At 32.5% G+C, this 23,848-nt stretch carries 19 protein-coding genes; 8 read left to right on the top strand and 11 right to left on the bottom strand.

Annotation, left to right across the window (positions count from 1 at the left end; all coding sequences use genetic code 11):
- Positions 1 to 44: 44 nt before the first annotated feature.
- Both ACVCXO_RS11705 and ACVCXO_RS11700 read right to left on the bottom strand, forming a co-directional pair.
- Complete coding sequence (locus tag ACVCXO_RS11705; protein WP_452229772.1) at positions 45 to 1,139, bottom strand: ABC transporter permease; 1,095 nt, start codon at positions 1,137 to 1,139, stop codon at positions 45 to 47.
- 8 nt (positions 1,140 to 1,147) lie between these two features.
- Positions 1,148 to 3,268 carry a carboxy terminal-processing peptidase gene (locus ACVCXO_RS11700; protein ID WP_452229771.1) on the bottom strand — a complete coding sequence of 707 codons (2,121 nt, stop codon included), beginning with the start codon at positions 3,266 to 3,268 and terminating at the stop codon, positions 1,148 to 1,150.
- 185 nt (positions 3,269 to 3,453) lie between these two features.
- Between ACVCXO_RS11700 and surE the strand changes: the two genes are divergently transcribed.
- The 5 genes from surE to ACVCXO_RS11675 all read left to right on the top strand — a co-directional run bounded on the left by surE (position 3,454) and on the right by ACVCXO_RS11675 (position 8,365).
- On the top strand, positions 3,454 to 4,236 hold the full coding sequence (surE, locus tag ACVCXO_RS11695) for a 5'/3'-nucleotidase SurE (protein ID WP_452229770.1): 783 nt from the start codon (positions 3,454 to 3,456) through the stop codon (positions 4,234 to 4,236).
- 61 nt (positions 4,237 to 4,297) lie between these two features.
- Positions 4,298 to 4,579 carry a hypothetical protein gene (locus ACVCXO_RS11690; protein WP_452229769.1) on the top strand — a complete coding sequence of 94 codons (282 nt, stop codon included), beginning with the start codon at positions 4,298 to 4,300 and terminating at the stop codon, positions 4,577 to 4,579.
- Positions 4,580 to 5,698 (top strand): lipid-A-disaccharide synthase, encoded by a 1,119-nt coding sequence (lpxB, locus tag ACVCXO_RS11685; protein WP_452229768.1) that lies wholly within the window; start codon positions 4,580 to 4,582, stop codon positions 5,696 to 5,698.
- Positions 5,699 to 5,706: 8 nt separating this feature from the next.
- Positions 5,707 to 6,270: a C40 family peptidase gene (locus ACVCXO_RS11680; protein ID WP_452229767.1), complete on the top strand. Its 564-nt coding sequence runs from the start codon at positions 5,707 to 5,709 to the stop codon at positions 6,268 to 6,270.
- Positions 6,271 to 6,328: 58 nt separating this feature from the next.
- A complete protein-coding gene (locus tag ACVCXO_RS11675; protein WP_452229766.1) occupies positions 6,329 to 8,365 on the top strand; it encodes a ComEC/Rec2 family competence protein in 2,037 nt (678 codons plus the stop codon).
- A 5-nt stretch (positions 8,366 to 8,370) separates the two neighbouring features.
- Here ACVCXO_RS11675 and ACVCXO_RS11670 read toward each other — a convergent pair whose 3' ends face one another.
- The 4 genes from ACVCXO_RS11670 to ACVCXO_RS11655 form a co-directional block, all read right to left on the bottom strand.
- The gene (locus tag ACVCXO_RS11670; protein ID WP_452229765.1) at positions 8,371 to 8,919 is read right to left on the bottom strand and encodes a thioredoxin family protein; all 549 of its coding nucleotides are present in this window, start codon (positions 8,917 to 8,919) and stop codon (positions 8,371 to 8,373) included.
- 74 nt (positions 8,920 to 8,993) lie between these two features.
- Entirely contained in the window at positions 8,994 to 10,772 is a 1,779-nt protein-coding gene (locus ACVCXO_RS11665; RefSeq protein ID WP_452229764.1) for a peptide MFS transporter, read from the bottom strand.
- Positions 10,773 to 10,814: 42 nt separating this feature from the next.
- Positions 10,815 to 12,404 carry a peptide MFS transporter gene (locus ACVCXO_RS11660; protein ID WP_452229763.1) on the bottom strand — a complete coding sequence of 530 codons (1,590 nt, stop codon included), beginning with the start codon at positions 12,402 to 12,404 and terminating at the stop codon, positions 10,815 to 10,817.
- Between the two features lie 40 nt (positions 12,405 to 12,444).
- On the bottom strand, positions 12,445 to 14,676 hold the full coding sequence (locus ACVCXO_RS11655) for a S9 family peptidase (protein WP_452229762.1): 2,232 nt from the start codon (positions 14,674 to 14,676) through the stop codon (positions 12,445 to 12,447).
- A 190-nt stretch (positions 14,677 to 14,866) separates the two neighbouring features.
- On the opposite strand from ACVCXO_RS11655, the gene ACVCXO_RS11650 reads away from it, so the two are divergent.
- From ACVCXO_RS11650 to ACVCXO_RS11640, 3 genes are all read left to right on the top strand, one after another.
- On the top strand, positions 14,867 to 16,159 hold the full coding sequence (locus ACVCXO_RS11650; RefSeq protein WP_452229761.1) for a hydroxymethylglutaryl-CoA reductase, degradative: 1,293 nt from the start codon (positions 14,867 to 14,869) through the stop codon (positions 16,157 to 16,159).
- Positions 16,160 to 16,162: 3 nt separating this feature from the next.
- Positions 16,163 to 17,128, top strand: a complete 966-nt coding sequence (locus ACVCXO_RS11645; RefSeq protein WP_452229760.1) for a GYDIA family GHMP kinase — start codon at positions 16,163 to 16,165, stop codon at positions 17,126 to 17,128.
- 124 nt (positions 17,129 to 17,252) lie between these two features.
- On the top strand, positions 17,253 to 17,888 hold the full coding sequence (locus ACVCXO_RS11640; RefSeq protein ID WP_452229759.1) for a hypothetical protein: 636 nt from the start codon (positions 17,253 to 17,255) through the stop codon (positions 17,886 to 17,888).
- 84 nt (positions 17,889 to 17,972) lie between these two features.
- Here the strand turns inward: ACVCXO_RS11640 and ACVCXO_RS11635 are convergent, their stop codons facing one another.
- The 5 genes from ACVCXO_RS11635 to ACVCXO_RS11615 form a co-directional block, all read right to left on the bottom strand.
- On the bottom strand, positions 17,973 to 20,096 hold the full coding sequence (locus tag ACVCXO_RS11635) for a peptidylprolyl isomerase (protein WP_452229758.1): 2,124 nt from the start codon (positions 20,094 to 20,096) through the stop codon (positions 17,973 to 17,975).
- 327 nt (positions 20,097 to 20,423) lie between these two features.
- Positions 20,424 to 21,713, bottom strand: a complete 1,290-nt coding sequence (locus ACVCXO_RS11630; protein WP_452229757.1) for a hemolysin family protein — start codon at positions 21,711 to 21,713, stop codon at positions 20,424 to 20,426.
- Positions 21,713 to 21,907 (bottom strand): hypothetical protein, encoded by a 195-nt coding sequence (locus tag ACVCXO_RS11625; protein ID WP_452229756.1) that lies wholly within the window; start codon positions 21,905 to 21,907, stop codon positions 21,713 to 21,715. Before ACVCXO_RS11625 ends, ACVCXO_RS11630 begins: the two co-directional genes overlap by 1 nt.
- Before the next feature lie 44 nt (positions 21,908 to 21,951).
- Positions 21,952 to 22,503: an LPS export ABC transporter periplasmic protein LptC gene (gene lptC, locus ACVCXO_RS11620; RefSeq protein ID WP_452229755.1), complete on the bottom strand. Its 552-nt coding sequence runs from the start codon at positions 22,501 to 22,503 to the stop codon at positions 21,952 to 21,954.
- The gene (locus tag ACVCXO_RS11615) at positions 22,503 to 23,831 is read right to left on the bottom strand and encodes a hypothetical protein (RefSeq protein WP_452229754.1); all 1,329 of its coding nucleotides are present in this window, start codon (positions 23,829 to 23,831) and stop codon (positions 22,503 to 22,505) included. Before ACVCXO_RS11615 ends, lptC begins: the two co-directional genes overlap by 1 nt.
- Positions 23,832 to 23,848: the final 17 nt, after the last annotated feature.

The raw sequence follows: 23,848 nt of genomic DNA, 5'->3' as shown, positions 1-23,848 counted from the left end.
TGAATAACTTATTTCTAAAAACTGCAACTGCTACCATAAACTAATTAATTCTTAACATCCAGTGCATCACGAAGTGCATTACCAATTAGCATAAAAGCCATCACTAAAGTCATAATACACAATCCTGGTATTAACGCTAAATAAGGCTTTCCTAGAATAATATAATTATAATGATCTTTAATCATTGCACCCCAACTTGCCATTGGTGGTTGTGCTCCAATTCCTAAAAAACTTAAACCACTTTCTATTAAAATAGCTGCTGCAAAATTGGCTGCCGAAATCACAATTACTGGCGCCATTATATTTGGTAAAATGTGCCTGGTAATAATTCTAAAATCATTAAAACCTAGAGCTCTTGCAGCAGTAACGTATTGCATTTCTTTAGCGCTAATTATTTGACCTCTTACCACTCTAGCAACTTCTACCCACATAGTTAAACCTACAGCAATAAAGACTTGCCAAAAACCTTTACCTAGAGCCAATGTAATTGCAATCACTAATAATAACGTTGGGATAGACCAAGTTACATTAATGATCCACATAATAAAAGCATCTACTTTACCGCCAAAATACCCAGCAACGCTTCCCATGAAAACACCTATAAATAGGGATATAAAAACAGCTACAAAGCCAATAAAAAACGAAATTCTCGCGCCTACTAATATTCTACTTAGCAGATCTCTTCCGTACTTATCGGTTCCGAAAAGAAAGGTTTTTGTTGCAATTAATGATTTTAATTTGGCAGCATCTAATTGCTCAAAATCTATCGTTTTGTTTGCTCCAATTAATCCATCGGAAGCATATTCTGTATAGATTAAACTATTTTGCTCTATAGTATAACTGGAAATAGGAATTTCAGTTTCTGTATTTTTTCTTCCGAAGAAAAGCGTATCTAAAAAACCTTGTTCGTTTTTAATCGTCGAAGGAATGGTTAGCATTTGCACTTTAAACCCTGGTCTTTTGGAATGTATTGCTAAATGCATCTGGTTTGCATATTGCGAATTATCTGGAGCTATTGCGTAAGCAAAAACGGATATTAAGCCAATTAACACGATACACCAGAAACTAAAAACGCCCCAAAAATTGCTTTTAAATTTTTGGAGCGCTAATGCACTTAATGAGTTGGTATTACTACTCATGAATTTATTTAGTCTTTTACTGTTGCAGCTACTTTTTCAATGCTGTAAGACATTTTCAAATCTTCTAAAACATGTAATGCTTCTTCCATATAAACATCTTTACTCAGACTTTCGTGCCATCTATCGCGTTTATCCTTTAAAATAGAATCTGTTGCAAACAATTCACTTTCGTAAGGTAAAGACTCAAAGGTTAGATTTGTTTGATATTCTGATATTTTATCAAATCGTTTTGCTTCTTCTTCTGTTAATTCTATTTTTTGCTTGTATGCAGTATAGTTTAAAGCGTGTGAATTTTCATCCATTCTAGTTTTTACCCATTTTGCATTCTCTTCAATTAGCTTTAACTGGGCATTATTACTCATACGTTCCTGACTCTTTTTAATGGTAGAATCGTAATCGAAATAACTATCCCAAAAAGTATAATCTACAGCTTCAATTTTATCCCAAGGTAATGGATTTTCTTGATCCTTTTCGCCAACATTAATATAGCTGTATCTATCTGGAACAACAACATCACTCTTCACTCCTTCTAATTGAGTAGAACCTCCATTAATTCTGTAGAATTTCTGTGTAGTAAGTTTTAAAGCTCCCAAATCTCCTTGCGAGTTATTACGCACCATTCTATTTAAATCCAATACATTTTGAACAGTACCTTTACCATAGGTTTGTTTACTACCTATAATAATAGCTCTTTTATAATCTTGCATTGCTGCTGCTAATATTTCTGAAGCAGATGCCGAAAGCTCATTCACTAAAATCACCAATGGTCCATCCCAACTGATCGATTTATCTTTATCTTTTAAAACTTCTTTTGGTTCTCCAGTAGATCGTACTTGCACTATTGGTCCATCTTTAATAAACAAACCTGCCATATCTACAACGGTTTGTAAAGATCCTCCTCCATTATTACGAAGATCTAAAACAAGACCTTCCATTCCTTCTTCTTTTAAACGCTCAATTTCTTGTTTGATATCACTTGCAGCGTTACGTTTTTTGTAATCTTCAAAATCTACATAAAACTTAGGAAGATTGATTACCCCAAAACGTTTATCATTATTCTTTACAATAGAAGATTTAGCATAGGTTTCTTCTAACTCTACCACATCTCTAGTAATAGAAATCACATCAATAGTACCATCTACTTTTTTAATAGTAAGATTAACAACCGTTCCTTTTGGGCCTTTTATAAGTTTAATTGCATCGTCTAAACGCATACCTACAATGTTAACCGCTAGCTCTTCATTTTCTTGACGTACTTTTTGAATAATATCACCAACTTCTAATTCTTTTCCTCTCCAAGCTGGACCTCCAGAAATTAATTCTACAATTTTAGTGTTATCCATTTTCTTAGATAATCTTGCTCCAATTCCTTCTAGCTTACCAGACATTTGCTGATCAAAACGATCTTTGTCTTCTGGTGCAAAATAAAATGTGTGCGGATCAAATTCTTCTACAATGGCATTTACATAAATAGAGAACCAATCTTTACGTTGTTGATCATCTATATAATCATTGTAATAATTATCAATAGATTTTAAAGTTTCATTACGAGATTCTTCTTCTAGCTTTGCTAACGCCTTTTTCTCTTTGTCACTTTTTATATTTTCGGTAACTAAGTCATCATAATTAGAAATAGTAGTAAACTTAAGTTGTTGTCTCCAACGTTCTTTCATTTGCTTTTTATTCTTAACGTATTCTAATTTTTCATAATCGGAACTATAGCTTTCATTTACAGAATAATTAAAAGGTTTATTTAAAATATCCTTATAAATTGTTTTCGTTTCTTCGATACGTTTTAATAAACGCTCATGCGTTAGATTAAAGAAAGCGATATCATACGCTTTAAGTTGATCATCTAATTCTGTTTTATATTTTTCAAATTCTTCTATATCTGATTTATAAAAATAACGTTTTAAAGGATCTAATTGCTCTAAATAATCGGTATATACAGCAGATGAAAATTCATCATTTAAAACTTTAGGGTCAAAGTGCCCACGCTCTAAAACGTAAGTTATCACTTGTATTAGTAGCTTATCTTTATCTGGATCATCAAAAGTCTTACTCGTAAAACTACAAGATGCAAATGCTAATAAAAGCAGTAGGATAAATACATTATATTTCTTTTTCATTTTCTAAATGCATTAATTAATTTAAGCTTTTATAGCTTAAGTTAGGGGTTTGTCTCAATTCACTAATTTAAAGAAAAAACTGTGCCAATTAAAACGAATAGGTACTAATTTTTTGTTAAACCGTAAATATGCCGAATAAGCTGTATAAAATATGTATTTTAGCATAGCAAAAAAAAGGACGCTACATGACAAAAAAACCGCTAATATTAGTAACCAATGATGATGGCATAACTGCTCCCGGACTACGCGCATTAATTGAAGTGATGAATACCATAGGTGACGTTGTGGTTGTTGCTCCCGATAGTCCGCAAAGTGGAATGGGTCACGCTATTACTCTAGATTCTACATTACATTTAGAACAAGTAACTATTGACAATGGCGACCAAAAAGAATACAGTTGTTCTGGCACACCTGCAGATTGTGTAAAATTAGGAATTAGCGAAATATTAGACCGAAGACCAGACTTGTGCGTTTCTGGTATTAATCATGGTTCTAACTCTTCTATCAATGTAATTTACTCTGGCACCATGAGTGCTGCTATTGAAGCAGGATTAGAAGGTGTACCATCTATTGGATTTTCCTTATTAGATTTTAATTGGAATGCAGACTTTGAAGCCATTAAAGAATATGCCAAAAATATTGCACTAAATGTTTTAGAAAATGGTTTGCAAGAAGGTGTTGTTTTGAATGTAAATTTCCCAAAACTAGAAAAAAAAGCTATAAAAGGAGTACGAATTTGCAGACAAGCAAAAGCAAATTGGGTCGAAAAATTTGATAAAAGAATTAGTCCGCAAGGCAAAGAATATTATTGGCTTACCGGAAAATTTGTTAATTTAGACAAAGGAGAAGATACCGATGAATGGGCTTTACAAAATGGTTATATTTCTGTGGTGCCTGTGCAATTTGATTTAACAGCGCATCATAGTATACAAAAATTAAACACGTGGGACTTTAGCCTAAAACAGTAAAAAATTAATGCCACTTTCGTGGAAAACAAAAAAGAGAATACCGCTTTCGCGGAAACTAAAGATGAAAAAAGATATTACAATTGGGTTAGTAGTTGGTTTTATTGCCAACATTATAGGTTTATTTATTGCGACTAAAGTATTAGGTCAAGGAGGCGGTTTCATGGAAGCTATTGAAACGGCTAATGCACAAGATTTTATTGGTAAACTCATCAGTTTAGGTGCTATTTTAAACCTTATTGCGTTCTTTTTCTTTTTAAGCAGAAAACAAGATAATCGCGCAAAAGGTGTACTTATCGCTACCATATGTATAGCAATCTTAACCCTTCTTTTTAAATTTATATAAATGAAGTATTACATTATTGCAGGAGAAGCTTCGGGCGATTTACATGGCTCGAATTTAATGAAAGCATTACAGAAAGAAGATGTACATGCCGAATTTAGATTCTGGGGAGGAGACCTTATGCAAAGTGTTGGTGGTACTTTAGTAAAGCACTACAAAGAAAGAGCTTTCATGGGTTTTGCAGAAGTACTTTTAAATATAAACTCTATATTTAAAGCGATTAGCTTATGCAAAAAAGACATTGCTAGTTACAAACCAGATGTTGTTATTTTTATTGATAATTCTGGTTTTAATTTACGCATCGCGAAATGGGCAAAAGAACAACATTTTAAAACACACTATTATATTTCTCCACAAGTTTGGGCGTCTAGAGCGAAACGCGTTGAAAAAATAAAAAAATATGTAGATGCTATGTATGTTATTCTTCCGTTTGTAGAAGATTTCTATAAAAAGCACAACTACAAGGTGAATTTTGTTGGACATCCTTTAATTGATGCTATTGCCAACAGAACGCAAGTAGATGAATACACCTTTCGAAAAGAACACCAACTCAACGACAAACCTATAATTGCATTACTTCCAGGGAGTAGAAAACAAGAAATTAAGAAAATGCTTTCGGTAATGCTTAGTTTGGTTAGCGACTATCCGGATTATCAATTTGTAATTGCTGGCGCACCAAGTCAGGATTATAGTTTTTACTCGCAATTTATAACCACTAAAAATGTTACTTTTATTTCTAATAAAACATACGATTTACTTAGCGTATCTACTGCTGCTTTAGTTACTTCTGGAACTGCAACACTAGAAACTGCACTGTTTAAAGTACCACAAGTTGTTTGTTATAAAGGGAGTTGGCTTTCCTATCAAATTGGAAAACGTATCATCACACTAAAATATATTTCTTTGGTCAATTTAATTATGAATAAAGAAGTGGTTACTGAATTGATTCAAAATGATTTTAACACCAAAAGGCTTAAAAAAGAATTAGACGTTATTTTAGACGAATACCATAGAACTAAATTCTTTATGAGCTATTACGAATTAGAAAAAGAGCTTGGAGGAAGAGGTGCAAGTGAGAAAACCGCTAAACTTATTTATAAAGCTTTATCACCAAACACTTAAATTTGTACATGAAAAAAATTGCCCTAATTCTTATTCTTTTAATTTCCTTTTCCGCTTGTAAATCCAGTAAAAACAAACGTGTTGTTACCAAAAAAACACGAACAACAAAAACAGTTACTAAAAAGAAAACTCCTAAAAAATCAACTACAAAAACGGCGACTACTAATACTGTTACTACAAAAAGCAATGCAAATGTAGAAAGCATTATAGATTATGCTAAAACTTTTGAAGGTGTAAAATACAAATATGGAGGAACAACCAAAAAAGGAATGGATTGTTCTGGTTTAATATATACTTCGTTTAAAAAAGAAGCCATTACACTTCCTAGAACCACCCACGGTTTATCTACCACTGGTGATTGGATAGATCTCAAAGAAGTACAAGAAGGTGATTTGCTATTTTTTGCTACGAAAAAGAACAGCCGAAAAGTAAACCATGTTGGGATTGTAACTACAGCAAGAGTTGGCTATGTGGAGTTTATTCATGCGTCATCAAGTAAAGGCGTTATGGTTTCTAACCTGGCAGAACGCTATTGGTATTTATCTTATGTACAAGCTAGACGAATATTGTAGCATTTTTATAATGTAGAATATTTTCGCTATAAATATAGATTATTTACTATATTTATATATGCGAATTCTAAATTTTACCGTAATCAAACTAAGCGCTTGTCTATGTATAGGAATTGTTTTAGCCTATTCCATTGTAATTCCTTTAACCTGGTCTTTGTATAATGCGCTTCTCCATTTTTTACTATTAACTATTTCCCTATTCCTTTCTAGAAAACAATTTATCAAAACCATTTGGTTTGGCGTTTTGGTATGTTTCACCACTATTTCTATTGGAATAGTAAGCACAAATATGCATAATCCAAAACATTTTAAAAAGCACTATACGCATTTAAAAAACACACCAAAGCAAATCACATTTCGGATAAAGGAAGTTTTAAAACCTGGTAATTATAACACTAAATATGTTGTAGATATTCTTAAAGCGGAAGACGAATCGGTTACCGGGAAAGCGCTACTAAATATCAAAAAGGATAGTCTTCAGAAGAAACTAGAAGTAGACGAAATCTTAATTACAACGGAAGGTTTTCAGGAAATTTCACAGACTTTGAATCCCAATCAATTCGATTATAAAAACTATCTAGAAAAGCAATATATCTATCATCAAATATATGCTAGAACGGAAAATCTATTCCGCGTAAGCGATACCAAACACACGCTAGTTGGTTATGCTAGTTTATTAAGAAATACAATAAACAAACAACTTAAAAAGTATCCTTTTAAACCCGACGAGCTATCTATTATTAACGCATTAATTTTAGGACAAAGACAAAGTATTAGTACAGGTGTGTACACCAATTATGTAAATGCTGGCGCTATTCACATTCTTGCCGTTTCTGGTTTGCATGTTGGGATTTTACTACTGCTACTAAACACACTGTTTAAACCTTTAGAAAGCATAAAAAAGGGCAAACTGGTAAAAACGATTATCATTCTAATCCTACTTTGGTGCTATGCACTTCTTGCTGGCGCTTCTGCTTCTATTATTAGAGCTGCAACTATGTTTAGTATCGTTGCCATTGGAATGCACTTAAAACGCCCAAGCAACATATATAATACATTGGCAATTTCGATTTTTTTCATTCTACTATTTAAACCTTTGTTTTTGTTTGATGTTGGGTTTCAATTAAGTTATATGGCTGTACTTGCCATTGTTGCTATTCAGCCAATACTTTATAAAATTTGGAAACCTCGGTTTTGGCTAGCGGACAAGCTTTGGCAAATTACCACGGTAACTATCGCTGCACAATTTGGAGTTCTGCCCATTAGTTTGTTTTATTTTCATCAGTTTCCTGGATTGTTTTGGTTGTCTAATATTGTGGTTATTCCGTTGATAGGAATTATTTTAACAAGTGGAATTTTGGTTATAATTTTGGCATTATTACATGCATTGCCTCAATTTATTGCAGATGGCTTCGGAAGTATCATACGTTTCATGAATACTTTTTTTGAATGGATTGCGAGTAAAGAACAGTTCCTATTTCAAGGGATTTCTTTTAATATCCTTTATGTGCTTACTTCGTATTTAATCCTCTTAGCGTTGGTACGAATATATGTAAAGAAGAGCTTCTACTCTTTGGTGTTTTTATGTCTTTCGATATTAAGTTTTCAAATAGCAATTATGTATACTAAATACGAAAATAGCAAGGATGCCTTTATTGTTTTTCATAAAAGCAGAAATACAGTTATAGGTTTAAAACGCAACAAAATGCTGAAGATTTTTCATAATTTAGATTCCATTACAAGCAACAAAACCTTAGTCACTTTTGCTACAGCAAACTATGTTGAATCTACTACAACAGACACATTACAAGATCTCTTTTTCTTCCAAAACAAAAAAATTCTATTAGTAGATAGCCTTGGTATTTATACCATTAAAAGCATAAAACCCGATTATGTATTATTGCATAATTCGCCAAAAATAAATCTAGAAAGGCTGATTGACTCTTTAAAACCAAAAGCCATTATTGCAGATGGCAGTAATTACAAATCGTATGTAGCACGATGGGAAAAGACCTGTAAAAAAAGAAAGCTCCCATTTCACCAAACTGGCAAAAAGGGAGCTTTTATATTAAATTCTAAAACAAATTCAGAATGACAAATCTAACCTTTAAATTCTGGTTTAAATGCTAAATAATATGCATCAAATGCGTCTTGCGTACTTAGTTCTTTATAGTCATCACTTGCAAACATCTTTAAATACAGCTCTATCTGAACTGGCGTTTGATATCCTTTAATAGGAGCAATCAGTTCGGCCTTTTCATCTAGGTATACTATAGTAGGATACGCGTTTACTTGAAAAAATCTAGCCAATTGATGTGCGCTATTACGTCTCTTTGCTTTAGCCGGATCATAATTAGGGTTTGTATATTCTTTCCCTTTATAGTTCGCAACAGCATTACCTTCTGCATTAAATTTTACTGCATAGAAATTTTTATTTACATAGGCAGCAACTTCCTTATTTTGAAAAGTATTTTTATCCAACATTTTACATGGTCCACACCATTCGGTATACATGTCCATCAGGATTTTTTTAGGTTCTTTCTTTTGAAGTTCTAAAGCTTCCTCAAAAGAAACCCAATTAATGTCTTGTGCAGTAATAGATCCAACGGTTAAAACTGCGAATAAAAGTGTAAGTGCTAAATTTTTCATTGTATATAAATAACTTAATTATGAATTGTATATTTTCAGAATTACAGTCTCAAAGACTATTCCAAAATTACAAATTATTTCACGTTATGCATTAATCTTTTAAGAATAGGGTTTAAAACTATAGAAACTAGACCAACTGCAATTGGTACTAGTGTAAAAATTAAAAAGAAAGTGGATAAACCATGTTCTTCCGAAATTTTATCAATCATTCCTCCCATTGTCCCCGCTGCTTTTTGCCCGATAGCAATTGCTAGATACCAAATACCAAACATAAAACCAATCATTCTCCCTGGTACTAGTTTACTTAAATAAGACAATCCGACAGGTGAAATACAAAGTTCTCCCATGGTATGAAATAAGTACGCAAATATTAGAAAGAACATACTAACAGAGGCTGTTTGTGCTCCTTGTTCAATTCCCATGGTTCCCATAACTAATACGCCAAAACCTAAACCTAAAAGGATAAGACCTAAACCATATTTCATGGCAGCAGAAGGATTGTATTTACTTTCCCACCATTTAGAAAATAAAGGTGCCAAAGTAATAATAAAGAAGGAGTTTAAAATACCAAACCAAGATGCTCCTACTTCTGTTGCGTCTTTACTAAACTCTCTGTTCACTTTCCAAATTACTATTCCCCAAAGTGCTAGAAATGCGATTGCTAAAATAATATTGGAAAACGGTATTTTGGAATATGTTTTTTGGAATAATAAATATAAAACCCAAGTAATAATAGCTAGAGGTCCTACCGTTAAAATTAAATCTACAATTTTAAATATCATTGCAGAAGAACCTATTAAAACTCTATCTGTATAATCTCTAGCAAAAATAGTCATAGACCCTAAAGACTGTTCAAAAGCTGCGAAGAAAAATACCGTAAAGACCCCAAAAATAGAAACTGCAATAATTTTGTCTCTTATAATTTTTGAATATCTTGAAATTCTTGTAATAATTAAATATAAAAATAAGACTAAAGCCGTTAGAATGGTAACGTTAGAACCTTCTAAACCACCAATACTAAAATCTAAAAGATTCACATCCCCAACTTTAGACATTGGATCATTAAATAGATATAAAAGCCCTCCTAAAGCAGAAAGGATTATTAGAATTTTATCTACTCCTGTGAAAGGGTTTAATTTCTCTTCTGTTGGATTATGTTCTGTAGGACTAACTTCATTGATATTTTGCGGTAATTCTACTTCATAAACCTTAGAAGGCTTTTCACCAATTTGTCCAAATAAATCTTTAGCTAACCAGAATTGTAACATTCCTAAAAACATAAAAATTCCTGCAAGACCAAATCCCCAAGACCATCCAATATTTTCGGCCAAATAACCACAAAGCATCATACCAAAAAAGGCTCCAGCATTCACACCCATATAAAATATGGTGTATGCGCCATCTTTTTTAGATTCTTTGCCTTTATACATTTCAGAAATCATAGAAGTTACGTTAGGTTTAAAAAAACCAGTACCAATAACCAATAGTGCTAAACCTAAATACAGCGTAAATCGCGTTTCAAAAACCATAGCAGCGTGACCTAGCATCATGATAAAACAACCAATTATAACTGCCCATTTATACCCAGTAATCTTATCTGCAACCCAACCACCAACAATTGGCGTTAAATATAAAAGGGATGCATAGGTACCAATTAATGCCAATGCGTGTTCTCTTGGCCATTCCCAACCAGGGTTATCACCTATTAAAGGAGCTGTTAAAAATAATACTAGAAGAATACGCATTCCGTAAAATGAAAAACGTTCCCACATTTCCGTAAAAAACAACACAAATAATCCAGCTGGATGCCCAATTACTTTGTCTTTAAATAGATTTTCAATATCTGTATTCATTTATATATAGTTTAGTTCACTTTTTAGTATAAAAATAACCGCTTACTCAATGCCGTGCATTTTTCTTTTAAGCATTGGGCTTAATAGTAACATAATTACAGCTGCGGCTATTGGAATTACCGTAAATATCAAAAAGAAATTGGATAGACCATATTCTTCTGAAATTGGATCGATATAACTTCCTGTAAAACCTCCCAAAAGGTTGGCAAAGAAATTGGCTGTAAACCAAATACCAAACATCAAACTAACTAATTTAACCGGTGCTAATTTACTCACGTAAGACAACCCAACTGGTGAAACACAAAGTTCTCCCATGGTATGCAAGAAATAGGCACCAACTAAGAATATTAAACTTACAGAAGCTGTTTTTGCTCCATCCGGAATTGCAGAAGCTCCATAAGCCAAGATTCCAAATCCTAAACCTACTAATAGTAAACCTATTGCAAACTTAACTGGTCCTGAAGGATTTAATTTACTTTCCCAAAGTTTAGAAAACAATGGTGCAAATAAGATAATAAATAAAGAGTTTAATACAGAGAACCATGATGCAGGAACTTCTGTTGCATCCGATTGAAATTCTCTATTTAACATCCAAATTACGATGATCCAAATAATTACAAAACTTAAACCTAATAAAATATTTGCTAAAGAGTATTTGCTAAATGTTTGTTTAAACAGCATTGCTAAAACATAGGTTATTACCAACATTGGCACTACTGTTATAATGGTATTTACTATTTTAAAAGTCATCGCTGCACTACCAACCAAAGCTCTATCGGTATAATCTGCTGCAAAAACGGTCATCGAACCACCTGCTTGTTCAAAAGCCCACCAGAAAAACACTACAAATAAAGAAAAGACTCCAATCACAAACATTCTATCTCTTACTACTTTCGAATTTTCTGCTTCTACAACAACGTCTTCAATATCATGCTCTAATTTTTCAACACTATGTTCTATAACCTCTTCAAAATCTTCCGTTTGTTTTGGTGATAATCCAATTTTTCCAAAAATCTTTTGTGTGAAATAAAATTGTAACATTCCTAAAAACATAAAAATTCCAGCAAGTCCAAAACCAAAATGCCATCCTATATTTTCTCCAATGTATCCACATAATAAGATACCTAAAAAAGCACCTGCATTAATTCCCATATAGAAAATAGTATAACCACCATCTTTCTCTTTTCCTTGTGTTTTATATAATTGACCTACCATGGAAGAAATATTTGGCTTAAAAAAACCATTTCCAATAATTAAGCACGTTAATCCAGCATAGAAAAACATAGATGTAATTCCTTCTAATGCCATGGAAGCATGACCTAAGGTCATAATAAAGGCTCCAAGAACAACAGCTCTTCGATACCCCATAAATTTATCTGCTATAAAACCTCCAATAATTGGGGTTAAATAAACCAGTCCTGTGTACCATCCATAAAGAACCAATGCATCTGCTCTACTCCATTCCCAGCCACCATCTAATATAGTAGATACTAAAAACAGCACTAATAAAGCACGCATTCCATAATAAGAAAAACGTTCCCACATTTCGGTAAAGAAAAGCACGAACAATCCTGCAGGATGTCCTAAAACTGTTTTCTGGTTCTCTGCAGAACCTCCAAATTTATATTCCATGTTTATTTATTTTAGTTAGTTAGTTAGTTAGTTAGTTAGTTTATCCTTTAATATTTTTTTGTACTTCTTTCGTTTCTGCCTTTGGTAATTTATCACCAAGCTTGTCATTAATAAAGTTTGTCATTTTTTTATACAAATGCAATCTTGTGTTTCCGCCATAAATACCATGGTTCTTGTCTGGATACACCATCCATTCAAACTGCTTATCTGCTTGTATTAAAGCTTCCACCATTCGCATCGTGTTTTGTAAATGTACGTTATCATCTCCGGTACCATGAATTAATAAAAAGTCTCCTTTTAATTTATCTACATGATTTATTGGGGAATTTTCATCATAACCACTTGCGTTTTCCTGAGGCGTAGTCATATAACGTTCGGTATAAATAGAATCGTAGAATCTCCAGCTAGTTACCGGAGCAACGGCAATAGCCATTTTAAATACATCGTTTCCTTTAAACAATGCATTACTACTCATAAAGCCACCATAACTCCAACCCCAAATTCCAATTCTTGACGCATCAATATAAGATCTTGTTCCTAATTGTTTTGCAGCTTCTATTTGGTCTTCTACCTCGTATTTACCTAATTCATTTTGTGTTACTTTTTTAAAGTCGGCCCCTTTAAATCCTGTTCCTCTTCCATCTACACAAGCAACAATATATCCTTGTTGTGCTAAATGTTGGTACCAATAATCATTAGCGCCATTCCAACGGTTTGCAACCTGTTGTGATCCTGGGCCAGAATATTGATACATAAATAATGGATATTCTTTAGTAGCATCAAAATCTGCGGGTTTAATCATCCACATGTTTAAATCGTTACCATTTACCTTAATGGTAGAAAATTCTTTTTTAGAAGTGGTATAGTCTAATATTTTTTTAGCAAGTGCGTCATTATCTTTTATACTTTTTACTAAATCTCCTGTTGCAGCATTGTTTAGCGTATATTCTGGAGGTGTTGTTGCGTTAGAAAACGTATTAATGAAGTAAGTGAAATCGGCACTAAACGAAGCATTATTTGTACCTATGCTTTTGGTTAATCGCGTTTTATTTATGCCACTTAAATCTATTCTATACACATCTCTATTTATAGAACCATTTTCTACCGATTGGTAATAGATTGCATTCGTTTTTTCATCAAAACCATAATAGCTGGTTACTTCCCAGTTTCCTTTGGTGATTTGATTGATAAGTTTTCCGTTTTTATCATAATGATAAATGTGGTTGTATCCATCTTTTTCGCTAGTCCAAATAAAGCTATCATCCTTTAAAAAAGTAAGATTATCGGTTACATCTACATAGGCTTTATCTTTTTCGGCTAATACCAAAGTTGCCTTGTCCTTTTTAGCATCAATCATCCAAAGATCCAATTCATTTTGATGTCTATTCATGTATTGCGCACTTAAGACATTTGCTTCATTCGTCCATTTTATTCTAGGAATATAAAAATCGTTGTATGCTTTATCTAATTTTACTTCGGAAGCTTTATTCGATTTCAAATCGTATAAGTACAAAGAAACAACCGAATTTTTCTCACCCGCTTTTGGGTATTTAAAAACTTGTTGTGTTTGGTATAAAGCAGTACCGTAAACATCCATTGAAAATTCTGGAACATCTGTTTCATCAAATCTTATAAATGCTATTCTATCACTAGCGGCATTCCACTCGAAAGCACGAACAAATCCAAATTCTTCTTCGTAAACCCAATCGGTAATACCATTAATAATTTTATTCTTTTCGCCATCAAAAGTGATTTGTTTCGTTGTACCAGAAACTAAATCTTTCACATATAAGTTATTATTTAAACCATAAGCCACTTTAGTAGCATCTGGAGAAAAGGTTGGTTCTTGTATTTTTTCTTCAGCTATTAAATTAACCGAACCGTCTTTGGTATCATACACATAAAATTTACCTAGTGTAGATCGTCTAAAAATAGACTCTACATCTGTAGCTAAAACAATTTTGGTTTCATCATCACTAAATGTATAATCTGTAAAATAAGGTATCGCTTCAATGTCTGAAGAGCTTACCAAAGTATTCACTTTACTTAATGTCTTATAATCGTAAACATCTATAGTTGTGATTTTTGAATCTCTATCGAAATTTAAAACAGAATATTGTTGTCCGTTTTTCATAGAATGCAAAGCATCCATTCTTTCGGTTCTAAAAGATCCATTCCAGATATCTTCAAGTGAAATATTTTTGGTTTGTGCGGTAGTAGAAATCGCTGTTATTAAAAAGCAACTAAATAGGAAGAATTTAAAAGTTCGCATTAAAAATAATGATTTTATGAATTGAATGTCAAGTTTACTAAAAAATAAGCAAAAAACCGTAAACATTAACAGTAAATTGAGGTTGTAAATACTTAAAATAGCTTCGGTTTTAAGTTACAAAAACTTAAGTGACTTAAATGAAAACCATTAAAAATGGGAATACTATCTTTGTGTTACAAAAACATAGTACATGAGTGCACCTATTTCTGGCTTTTCTAAATTAACTAAATCTAAAAAAATAGATTGGATTGTTGAAACTTATTTTTCAAATAAGGACGAAGCTAAAAAAATCATAAAGCAATATTGGAATTCCAATATAGCACTACAAAACTTACATGATGAGTTTATAGAAAACACGATAACCAACTATTATTTACCATTTGGTGTTGCGCCTAATTTTTTAATAAATGGCAAAATGCACACCATACCAATGGCCATTGAAGAAAGTTCTGTCGTTGCTGCTGCTAGTAAAGCTGCTAAATTTTGGTTAGCACATGGAGGTTTTAAAACAAAGGTACTTTCTACCACTAAAATCGGACAAGTACATTTTATGTATTCTGGAGATTTCAAAACACTAGAACGCTTTTTTAACAAAGTTAAAACACAACTTATTACAGAGGTAAAACCAATTACCAAGAATATGGAAAAACGTGGTGGTGGTGTTTTAGATATTATTTTAAAAGATAAAACTGAAGCCATCCCTGGTTACTACCAATTGCATGCAACCTTTGAAACACAAGATGCCATGGGAGCGAATTTTATAAATTCTTGTTTAGAGCAGTTTGCAAAAACGTTTAAAGCGGAAGCGGAAAAACAATTACAAGACACCATAGAAATTGTAATGAGTATTTTGTCTAATTACGTTCCAGATTGTTTAGTTCGCGCAGAAGTAAGTTGCAAATTAGAAGATTTACCAAAAGACGATTTTGATGCTGAAAAGTTTGTACAAGCAGTTCGTATTGCAGAAGTAGAACCATATCGCGCTGTTACACATAATAAAGGTATTATGAATGGTATTGATGCCGTGGTTTTAGCTACCGGAAATGATTTTAGAGCTGTAGAAGCTGGAGTGCATGCGTATGCTGCTAGAAACGGAAAATACAGTAGCTTGACTCATGCTAAAATTGAAAATGGCGTATTTACCTTTTGGATGGAAATCCCTTTAGCATTAGGAACCGTTGGCGGATTAACCAATTTGCATCCTTTAGTGAAACTGGCTTTAGAATTATTACATAAACCAAGTGCTAGAGAATTGATGCAAATAGTTGCCGTAGCTGGATTGGCACAAAATTTTGGTGCTTTACGTTCTTTAACCACAACAGGAATTCAAGAAGGCCACATGAAAATGCACTTGATGAATATCTTGAACCAAATGGAAGCTACGGAAGCAGAAAAAGAAACGATTGTACATCATTTTAAAACAAACACCGTAACACATAGTGCCGTTGTAGAAGCTTTTAATAATTTAAGATTGAAAAAATAATACATGCAAACTTTCTATAGCAGCGGAAAATTATTACTTACCGGAGAATATGTAGTTCTGGATGGTGCACTAGCACTTGCTGTACCAACAAAATATGGACAAAGTTTAGTTGTTGAAGAAATTGAAGCGCCTAAAATAATTTGGGAAAGTTTCGATGAAAAAGGGAATGTTTGGTGTGAAACCGCATTTGATATTTACAATAATGAGATTTCGCGCCCAGCTCAAAAGGACAACGAGATAACGAACAGACTTTTAGAAATACTTCAGGCTACTCAACAACTCAATCCGGAATTTTTAAAGGACAAGAAAGGCTACAAAATAACAACGCTATTAGAGTTTCCAAAAAACTGGGGACTTGGCACTTCTTCTACATTAATCAATAATATTGCAAATTGGGCTGAAGTAGACGCCTACCAACTTTTAGAAAAAACGTTTGGTGGCAGTGGTTATGATATTGCTTGTGCGCAACATGATGATGCAATTACGTACCAACTAAATCAGGAGATTTCTCGACAAACTCATAATAACGGCGAACTAGCTAAGAGTGACAGCAGAAATATTAACCTCGTATTATTTAATCCTATTTTCAAGGAACATCTCTATTTTGTGCATTTAAACAAAAAACAAAATAGTCGCGATGGTATTGCGCAATACAAAAAGAACACTACTAATCTAGATGAAACTATTGCAGCCATAAATAAAATAACCGAAGCTATTATTACTTGCAAAACCCTAGAAGCTTTCGATTTACTAATGGGTAAACACGAGCAAATCATTGCTAAAATAATACAATTAAAGCCCGTTAAAGAAATGCTTTTTAAGGACTTTAACGGAAGCATAAAAAGTCTTGGTGCTTGGGGCGGAGATTTTGTTTTAGTGGCTTCTAAAACGAATCCGACAGACTACTTTAAGAATAAAGGTTTTCCTACTATTTTAAAGTTTGATGAAATGGTTTCTAGTACTTTTTAACACTACTTCATCACTAAAACAGTTGTTTTACATTCTATCGTTTAAAAACGACACTTCAGAAATTTACTTTTATAGACCCTTCATTTTATTCCTAATTTCACCTTGTTATCATAAACAAGATCTCATGGAAGAAACAATTAAAATTTTCATTTACATACATGCGTTTTTTGGCGGACTAGGGTTAATCTCCGGATTAGGTAGCATATTGGTAAAAAAAGGTAGCGTTCCACATAAAAGATTGGGGAAATCATTTTCCATAGGCATGTTAATCAGTTCTTTAATCTCTATTCCCATTTCATTATTGCCGAATCACAAAAACACCTTTCTTTGTTTAATAGGTCTATTTACTATTTATTTAGTACTCTCTGGAAACCAAATACTGACCTTTAAATCTAAAAGGAAGCTAGCTCCAAAACCACTAGATAAAATTATTTCGGGTGGCATGTTAGTCCTTTCTATAACGATGATCTTATTTGGATTTTATGGCTTATTTAAAGGAATCACAGGAAATATCCTTTATCTCTTTTTTGGTGGTTTCGGACTTCTATTAACCATCAGAGATTTTATCTTCTATAAAAACTGTAGAGGCTCTAAAAACGGCTGGCTGACAAATCATGTAGGAAAAATGATTGGAGCATTCATAGCATCTATTACGGCGTTTATAGTGGCAGGATTAGGAATAGGAAGTATCCTTTCTTGGATCTTGCCTTCTCTTCTGGGCACGATTTACATTCTATATTGGAAAAGAAAATTGAAATAGATATTGAAACAAGTGTCCGATGACAAAAAACAAGCCCTTTTAGATTTCTCTAAAAGGGCTTTTATATTTTATAATGTAAGTTTATTACTGCACTGTATTTGCTCTGTTATCTTCAATAGTAGAAGCATCTTTTAAAGCAGTATATAATCTAGAATCTATTGCCATTTGTTTTTGTTGTCCTACTTGGTTAGCAAAAGATTGGTAGTTTGCTAATTCTACTGCAGGAGTAGCTTTAGTTACTTGTACCATATACACACCGTTTTCACCAACAATTAACTTAGAAGTTTCTCCTTCTTTCAAACCAAAAGCAGCACCTACAACTTTAGGCTCTCTACCAACACCAGAAACTGTTGGTGTTTTCATATTAATTGCTAAAGCAGTTCTTACTGTTTGTCCTTCTGCACTTGCAAGATCTTCTAACGTTGTTGCAGAAATTCTACTTTTAATCATGTCTGCTTTTTTAGCTTTACGTATTGCTGGTAAAGCAGTAACAGATGCATTTTGTGTATTCATTAAACCTGCTTTGTTTTTAGCAGTTAATTGCACCACTGCAAAACCATTAGATATCGGGAATTTTTTAACATCACCAACTTCTGCATCTGCTTCAAATGCCCAACGAACAATTGCTCTTTGGCTATTTAAACCAGGAATATTTTCATCTAAAACTTTGATTCCGTCTACAGGACGAACAACAAAGTTACTTTCTTTAGCTATATCTTGAAATTTACCGTTTGCTACAGCGTTTTCAAAACTAGCAGCATCTCTAAATACTTTAGAAATTGTATTTTCACTAGGCTCAATTTTTCTAGCAATCGTTCCTACTTTAATAGTACGTTGCATATTCTTTTGCCCTAAGATTTCAATAATATGATATCCAAAAGTAGTTTCAACTACACCAAAATCACCTGTTTTGTTTTCAAAAGAAAAATCTCTAAATTCTGGAACCATAGCGTTGTACGTAAACCAATCTAAAACTCCTTCTTTCTCATTACTTACTTTATCTGCTGAAAAATCTAATAAGCTAACAAATTTAGATGGCGAAGATTTAACCACGTTCATAATACTATCTGCCGTTACTTTAGCTTGCTCTTTTGTTTGTACTGTTTCTGCTGTTGCAGAACGAGATCCAATAAAAGGTAATAGTATATGTCTTGCTTTTACAGAATCTGGCATTTGTGTTACAGCAACCACTTTAGAAATCTTAAAGTTGTTGGCATCCTTATAAGGACCAAATACTTCACCTACATTTAAATTAAAAATAGTATCTGCAACCGCTACAGGTAAATCTGATTTCTTAATAAAACGATTATCAAATTTAATATCTGAATTTGCATTTACAAATGCTTCGTTGTCTTTTGCTTTTAAGAAACTTAAAACCGTATCATTTCTTTTTGTAACCTCATTATATACCACTTGGTCTTTAAAAAGATTGGTTAAGTTTTTCTGGATAGCATTTTCATCTTCAAGAGATGCAACTTCAAGAAACTGCACATAATTAATATTTCTAGAAGCTTCCACAGTATATTGCTTTACGTGGCTATTCATATAGTTTGTAATATCACTATTAGAAACCGTAACGGTACTATCTACGATAGAAGAAAAAGGAACCTGAATAAATTTGATATCTCTTAGATCTCCTTCTAATTTATGTTGTAATTCTCCTTCAGCAAGTGTACCAACCATTCCTGCTTTAACCATATTCACATAGTTTTGGTTCAGTGCATTAGAAGCTACTCCTTCTTCATAATCAATCCATTGTTGGTAAGCTATAGAAGAAGTTTCTTTTAAGCTAGCAATGTATTCGTTCATTTTATTTTCATCAAAAGCACCTGCTTCATTTTGAAAATCTGCATTATTTGATAAATTTGTTCTTAACAAATCACGCATTTGGTCTTTTTCTACTGTAAAACCTAAAGCATCAAATTGTGTTTGCATAACTGCTTGACGTACTTCCTGGTTCCAAACGTTGTTCATCGCTTGTGTGCTCGTTCCGTTTCCTCCCATTTGACGTTGCATTGCTTCTACTTTTTGCATAAAAGCCTCACGTGTAATGTCTTTGCCATTTATTGTAGCTACTACATTTTGTGATTTTGCTGTAAGTGCGTCACTGTTTCTAAACAAATCTGCTAATACAAATGAGAATAATGCTAAAGCAATTACTGCTATTAGTACTAATGATTGTTTTCTAATGTTATTTAAAATTGCCATTGTTGGTATAAATTTTATTCAATATAGTGCGCGAAAATACCATTTTCTATTTAATAATGAAAGGGTTATTTTGATAAAATGAATTTCAAGTGGAAATTGAACTAAAAAAGGAGTTCGGATATCTGTTATCCAGTAAAAACTATCATTAAGAAGTTCAAGTTCAAGTTCAAGTTCAAAATAAATATTAAAAACGCTTGCTAAGCCTAGAAGCTGTTTTCTTTTTTATAATTCAAATAAAAAAAGGATATTGTTTATACTACATCTGGTAAAGACAGAGAACCGTTAGATGTAATATCTAAGTTGTAATGGATTACGGAGACTGTAAAATTAATCTTCTTGCAAAACCTTCAGTTCTACTAAATCTATTTTAGTATTTGAAACTTCTAAAATGGTGAATTGAAAATTTTCTATGATTACTATTTCGTCTTTTTTCGGAATTTCCTCGGTATGTGCCACTATTAAACCACCTAAAGTTTCGTAGTTTTCTTCATCTGGCAAATTAATTTTAAACGTTTCGTTTATATAATCGACTTCTATTCTAGCTGAAAATTTATAATTATTTTCATCTAGCTTTTCTTCAATTAAAACTACCGTATCGTGTTCATCCTCAATTTCACCAAAAAGTTCTTCTACAATATCTTCTACTGTCATGATACCAGAAGTCCCTCCGTATTCATCTAATACCACCGCTATACTTTTACGTTTTTTTATTAATCCGTTAAGCACATCGTTTATTAACATGGTTTCTGGCACAAACTCTACAGGAAGTATAATAGACTTTATAGTTTTTGGTTTTTTAAACAACTCAAAGGAGTGCACATAACCTAAAATATCATCTATATTTTCTTTATACACTATAACTTTAGAGCAACCTGTTTCGGTAAAAATAGTATTTAGATTCTTAATAGATTCATGAAGTTCTACCGCAATAATTTCGGTTCTAGGCACCATTACTTCTCTAGATTTTACTTCCGCAAATTCTAAGGCATTTTGAAAGATTTGAATTTCGGTATCTATCTCATCATGCTCTTCTACAGATTCCATTTGCTCACTAATATAATTACCCAGTTCTACTTTAGTAAAAGCTAGTTGCACTTGATCCCCTTCTGTTTTAAAGAATTTTTTCAGTACAAAATCGGAAATCCAAAGTACAAAGTCAGAAATAAAAGTAAAAAGCATATAAAACATATATGCAGGGAAAGCCAATATTTTTAATAAGGAATTGGCATAAATTTGAAAAAACACTTTAGGTAAAAACTCCGCCGTTATTAGTATTACAATAGTTGAAATGATGGTTTGTGTAAACAAACTAAAATCTACAAATAAATAGTTTACTACACTATTGTTAGATGGCAACATAGACTGAAACCAATGGACTAACAAATCTCCCATAAAAAAACCATAAACAACTAAAGCGATATTGTTACCAATAAGCATGGTTGCAATAAACTTGGATGGTTTTACGGTAAGTTTAGAAAGTATTTTGGCAAGAAAGCCGTCTTGCTTTTTTTCAATTTCTATATGTATTTTATTAGAAGATACATACGCGATTTCCATACCTGAAAAAAAAGCGGAAAGTATTAAGCAAACAATTATAATAACAATATATACGCTCATTACTTCGCGTTATTATGGTCTTCAAATTTTTTATTGAATTTTCTACGGAAGAAAAACATAAAAATAGCCAAAGCTGTAAAAGCTAAAGATATATAGGTTCTATTTCTGTCTACACTCCAATTACTTACTGCATCGTATAAAAATAATGCGGCAAAAAACAAGTATATGTATTGAAAAAACTTAGCGGTTTTCATTTTTGGTATTTAGGTTGAAATTTATTTTGCAGCAAAGATAAGTATTATTCCTCAAGTGTGATAATACCATCTATTTCTAAAACTACTGCTTGTTTAAATTCGGAATCGGAGTCAAAACCATTTCCATTGATTAAGTCACGACCTTGTCTAAACGTTACTGGTTTGTTTGTAAATAGCCATTCTTTAGACTGGTCATAATACAATTGCTCTGCAAATAACGTGTCTTTTTTATGCGAAGTTACTATCACATTACCTTGCAGATCTATAAGGTTTGTTTCTTTATATGAAATAGCATAATCTGCTATCACTGTATTTTCCTGATTTAAATCGTCATACATATGTAAGACAACACCTTCTGGGAATTCATTATACCCAAATGCTCTATTTGTAAAGTCTAGCATCTTCGGACTAATAAGATTTGCTGTTACTCTCCCAGAATCTGTATACTTTAAATTTATATCTTCTGCAACACCAATTGGTTGATCTTCTGAAACACCAATTTTTTGCACCTCGTTAAAGTTACTTTTACATGAAAAAAGCATAGCCACAGTTAAAACTGTGGCTATGCTTTTTATATATAAATTCTTGTTTTGCATTATATTTTTGGTACGGTTACACTTCTACCAATCCAACATCCAATACTAATAGACTGTCCTGCTTTTCCTGCAGAGAAAATCTCAGATTTACTTGGCGCTTTAGCTTCATAATTAGCACCTAAACTACTATTACCACCTTTTCTCGCTTCTGCTGCAGCTAACCAGAATACGGCTCTTTTGTTAAAGTTTGTATCTCCACAACTGTTCGCACTAGCAGCATACATGTAAGCAATTTGAACATGAGGACTTTTATCTGAAGGGTTAGCACTTAAAGATTTCATGAAGTATTCTCTTGCTTTACCATAGCTTCCTTTTTGCTTAAAGTCTTTAGCTATTGTATTGTAAAGTTTAGATTTTCTAAAAGGATCTGTTTCTAACTGTAACGTTTGATCAAAATATTGTTGCTCTCCGGTTATTAAATATAAGTAGTATGATGTTTTTGCATTAGGCTCAATGCTGTTTTTTTGTTTTACAACTTTAACAAACATTGGATCTTCTTTACATCCTTTTTCATATAACTTATTCATTGCTCTTTGTAACCAAACACCATTATTCTTATTTTCTTCGTAATCTTTTTGGTATAAAGGAATAAGGTTTGAACAGTTTGCTCTATCTCCTAATTTAGAATCTACACTACCAGAAATTTGTTCGAAAGCGGTTAATGAACTTTCGTAATATCTTTTGTATTGACCATCTTTTTTAGTTAAAGCAGTTCCTGCTTCTTCTTTAGCCATTAATTTATTTAATCCTTCTGAATTGCTTTTTACTTCTGTTTCAATTTTATCAACAACATCATCATACTTATCAAATAATTGTTGGTCTGTTTTCTTTCCAGCATCAAATAAATCTACCATTAAAGAAAAATAAACATACAATGATTTCGCATTTTTAAAGGTTTTTAAATCGGTAGTAAATGCTTTATCAAAAGCTTCATACAATTGGGTATCTGTTAAACCTAATTCGGTTTTATAATCATACATTAATTGTGCTTTATCTGATAACATATCACCTACTTTCGTTTTACTAGGAAAGTGTTCTAATTTTTCATCCCAAAGTTTTAAAAGGTCATTAATAAAAGCAACTTGTTCCGCTCCTGTAGAGTTCTTAATTTTATGCTTTAATATTTTTTCTCCATCTACAGGGATTGCATTGTTAAATTTTGGGTACTTCGTACGCACTTCCATCCAAGGTCCGTAAGCTGCATCAAAATTCCCTGCTTTTACGTATTCGTGAAAGATAGATAGTTTGGTCATAGCTTCTTCGTTTTGCGCAAAGCCAAAACCAAGTCCTAGGAATAATATTGCTAATAATGTGATTTTCGTTTTCATTGTCTTAATAATTTATG

The organism is Lacinutrix sp. MEBiC02404 (genome assembly GCF_053601575.1).
The sequence above is the reverse complement of the archived record's forward strand: the minus strand, read 5'-3'. Positions and strand labels throughout refer to the sequence as shown.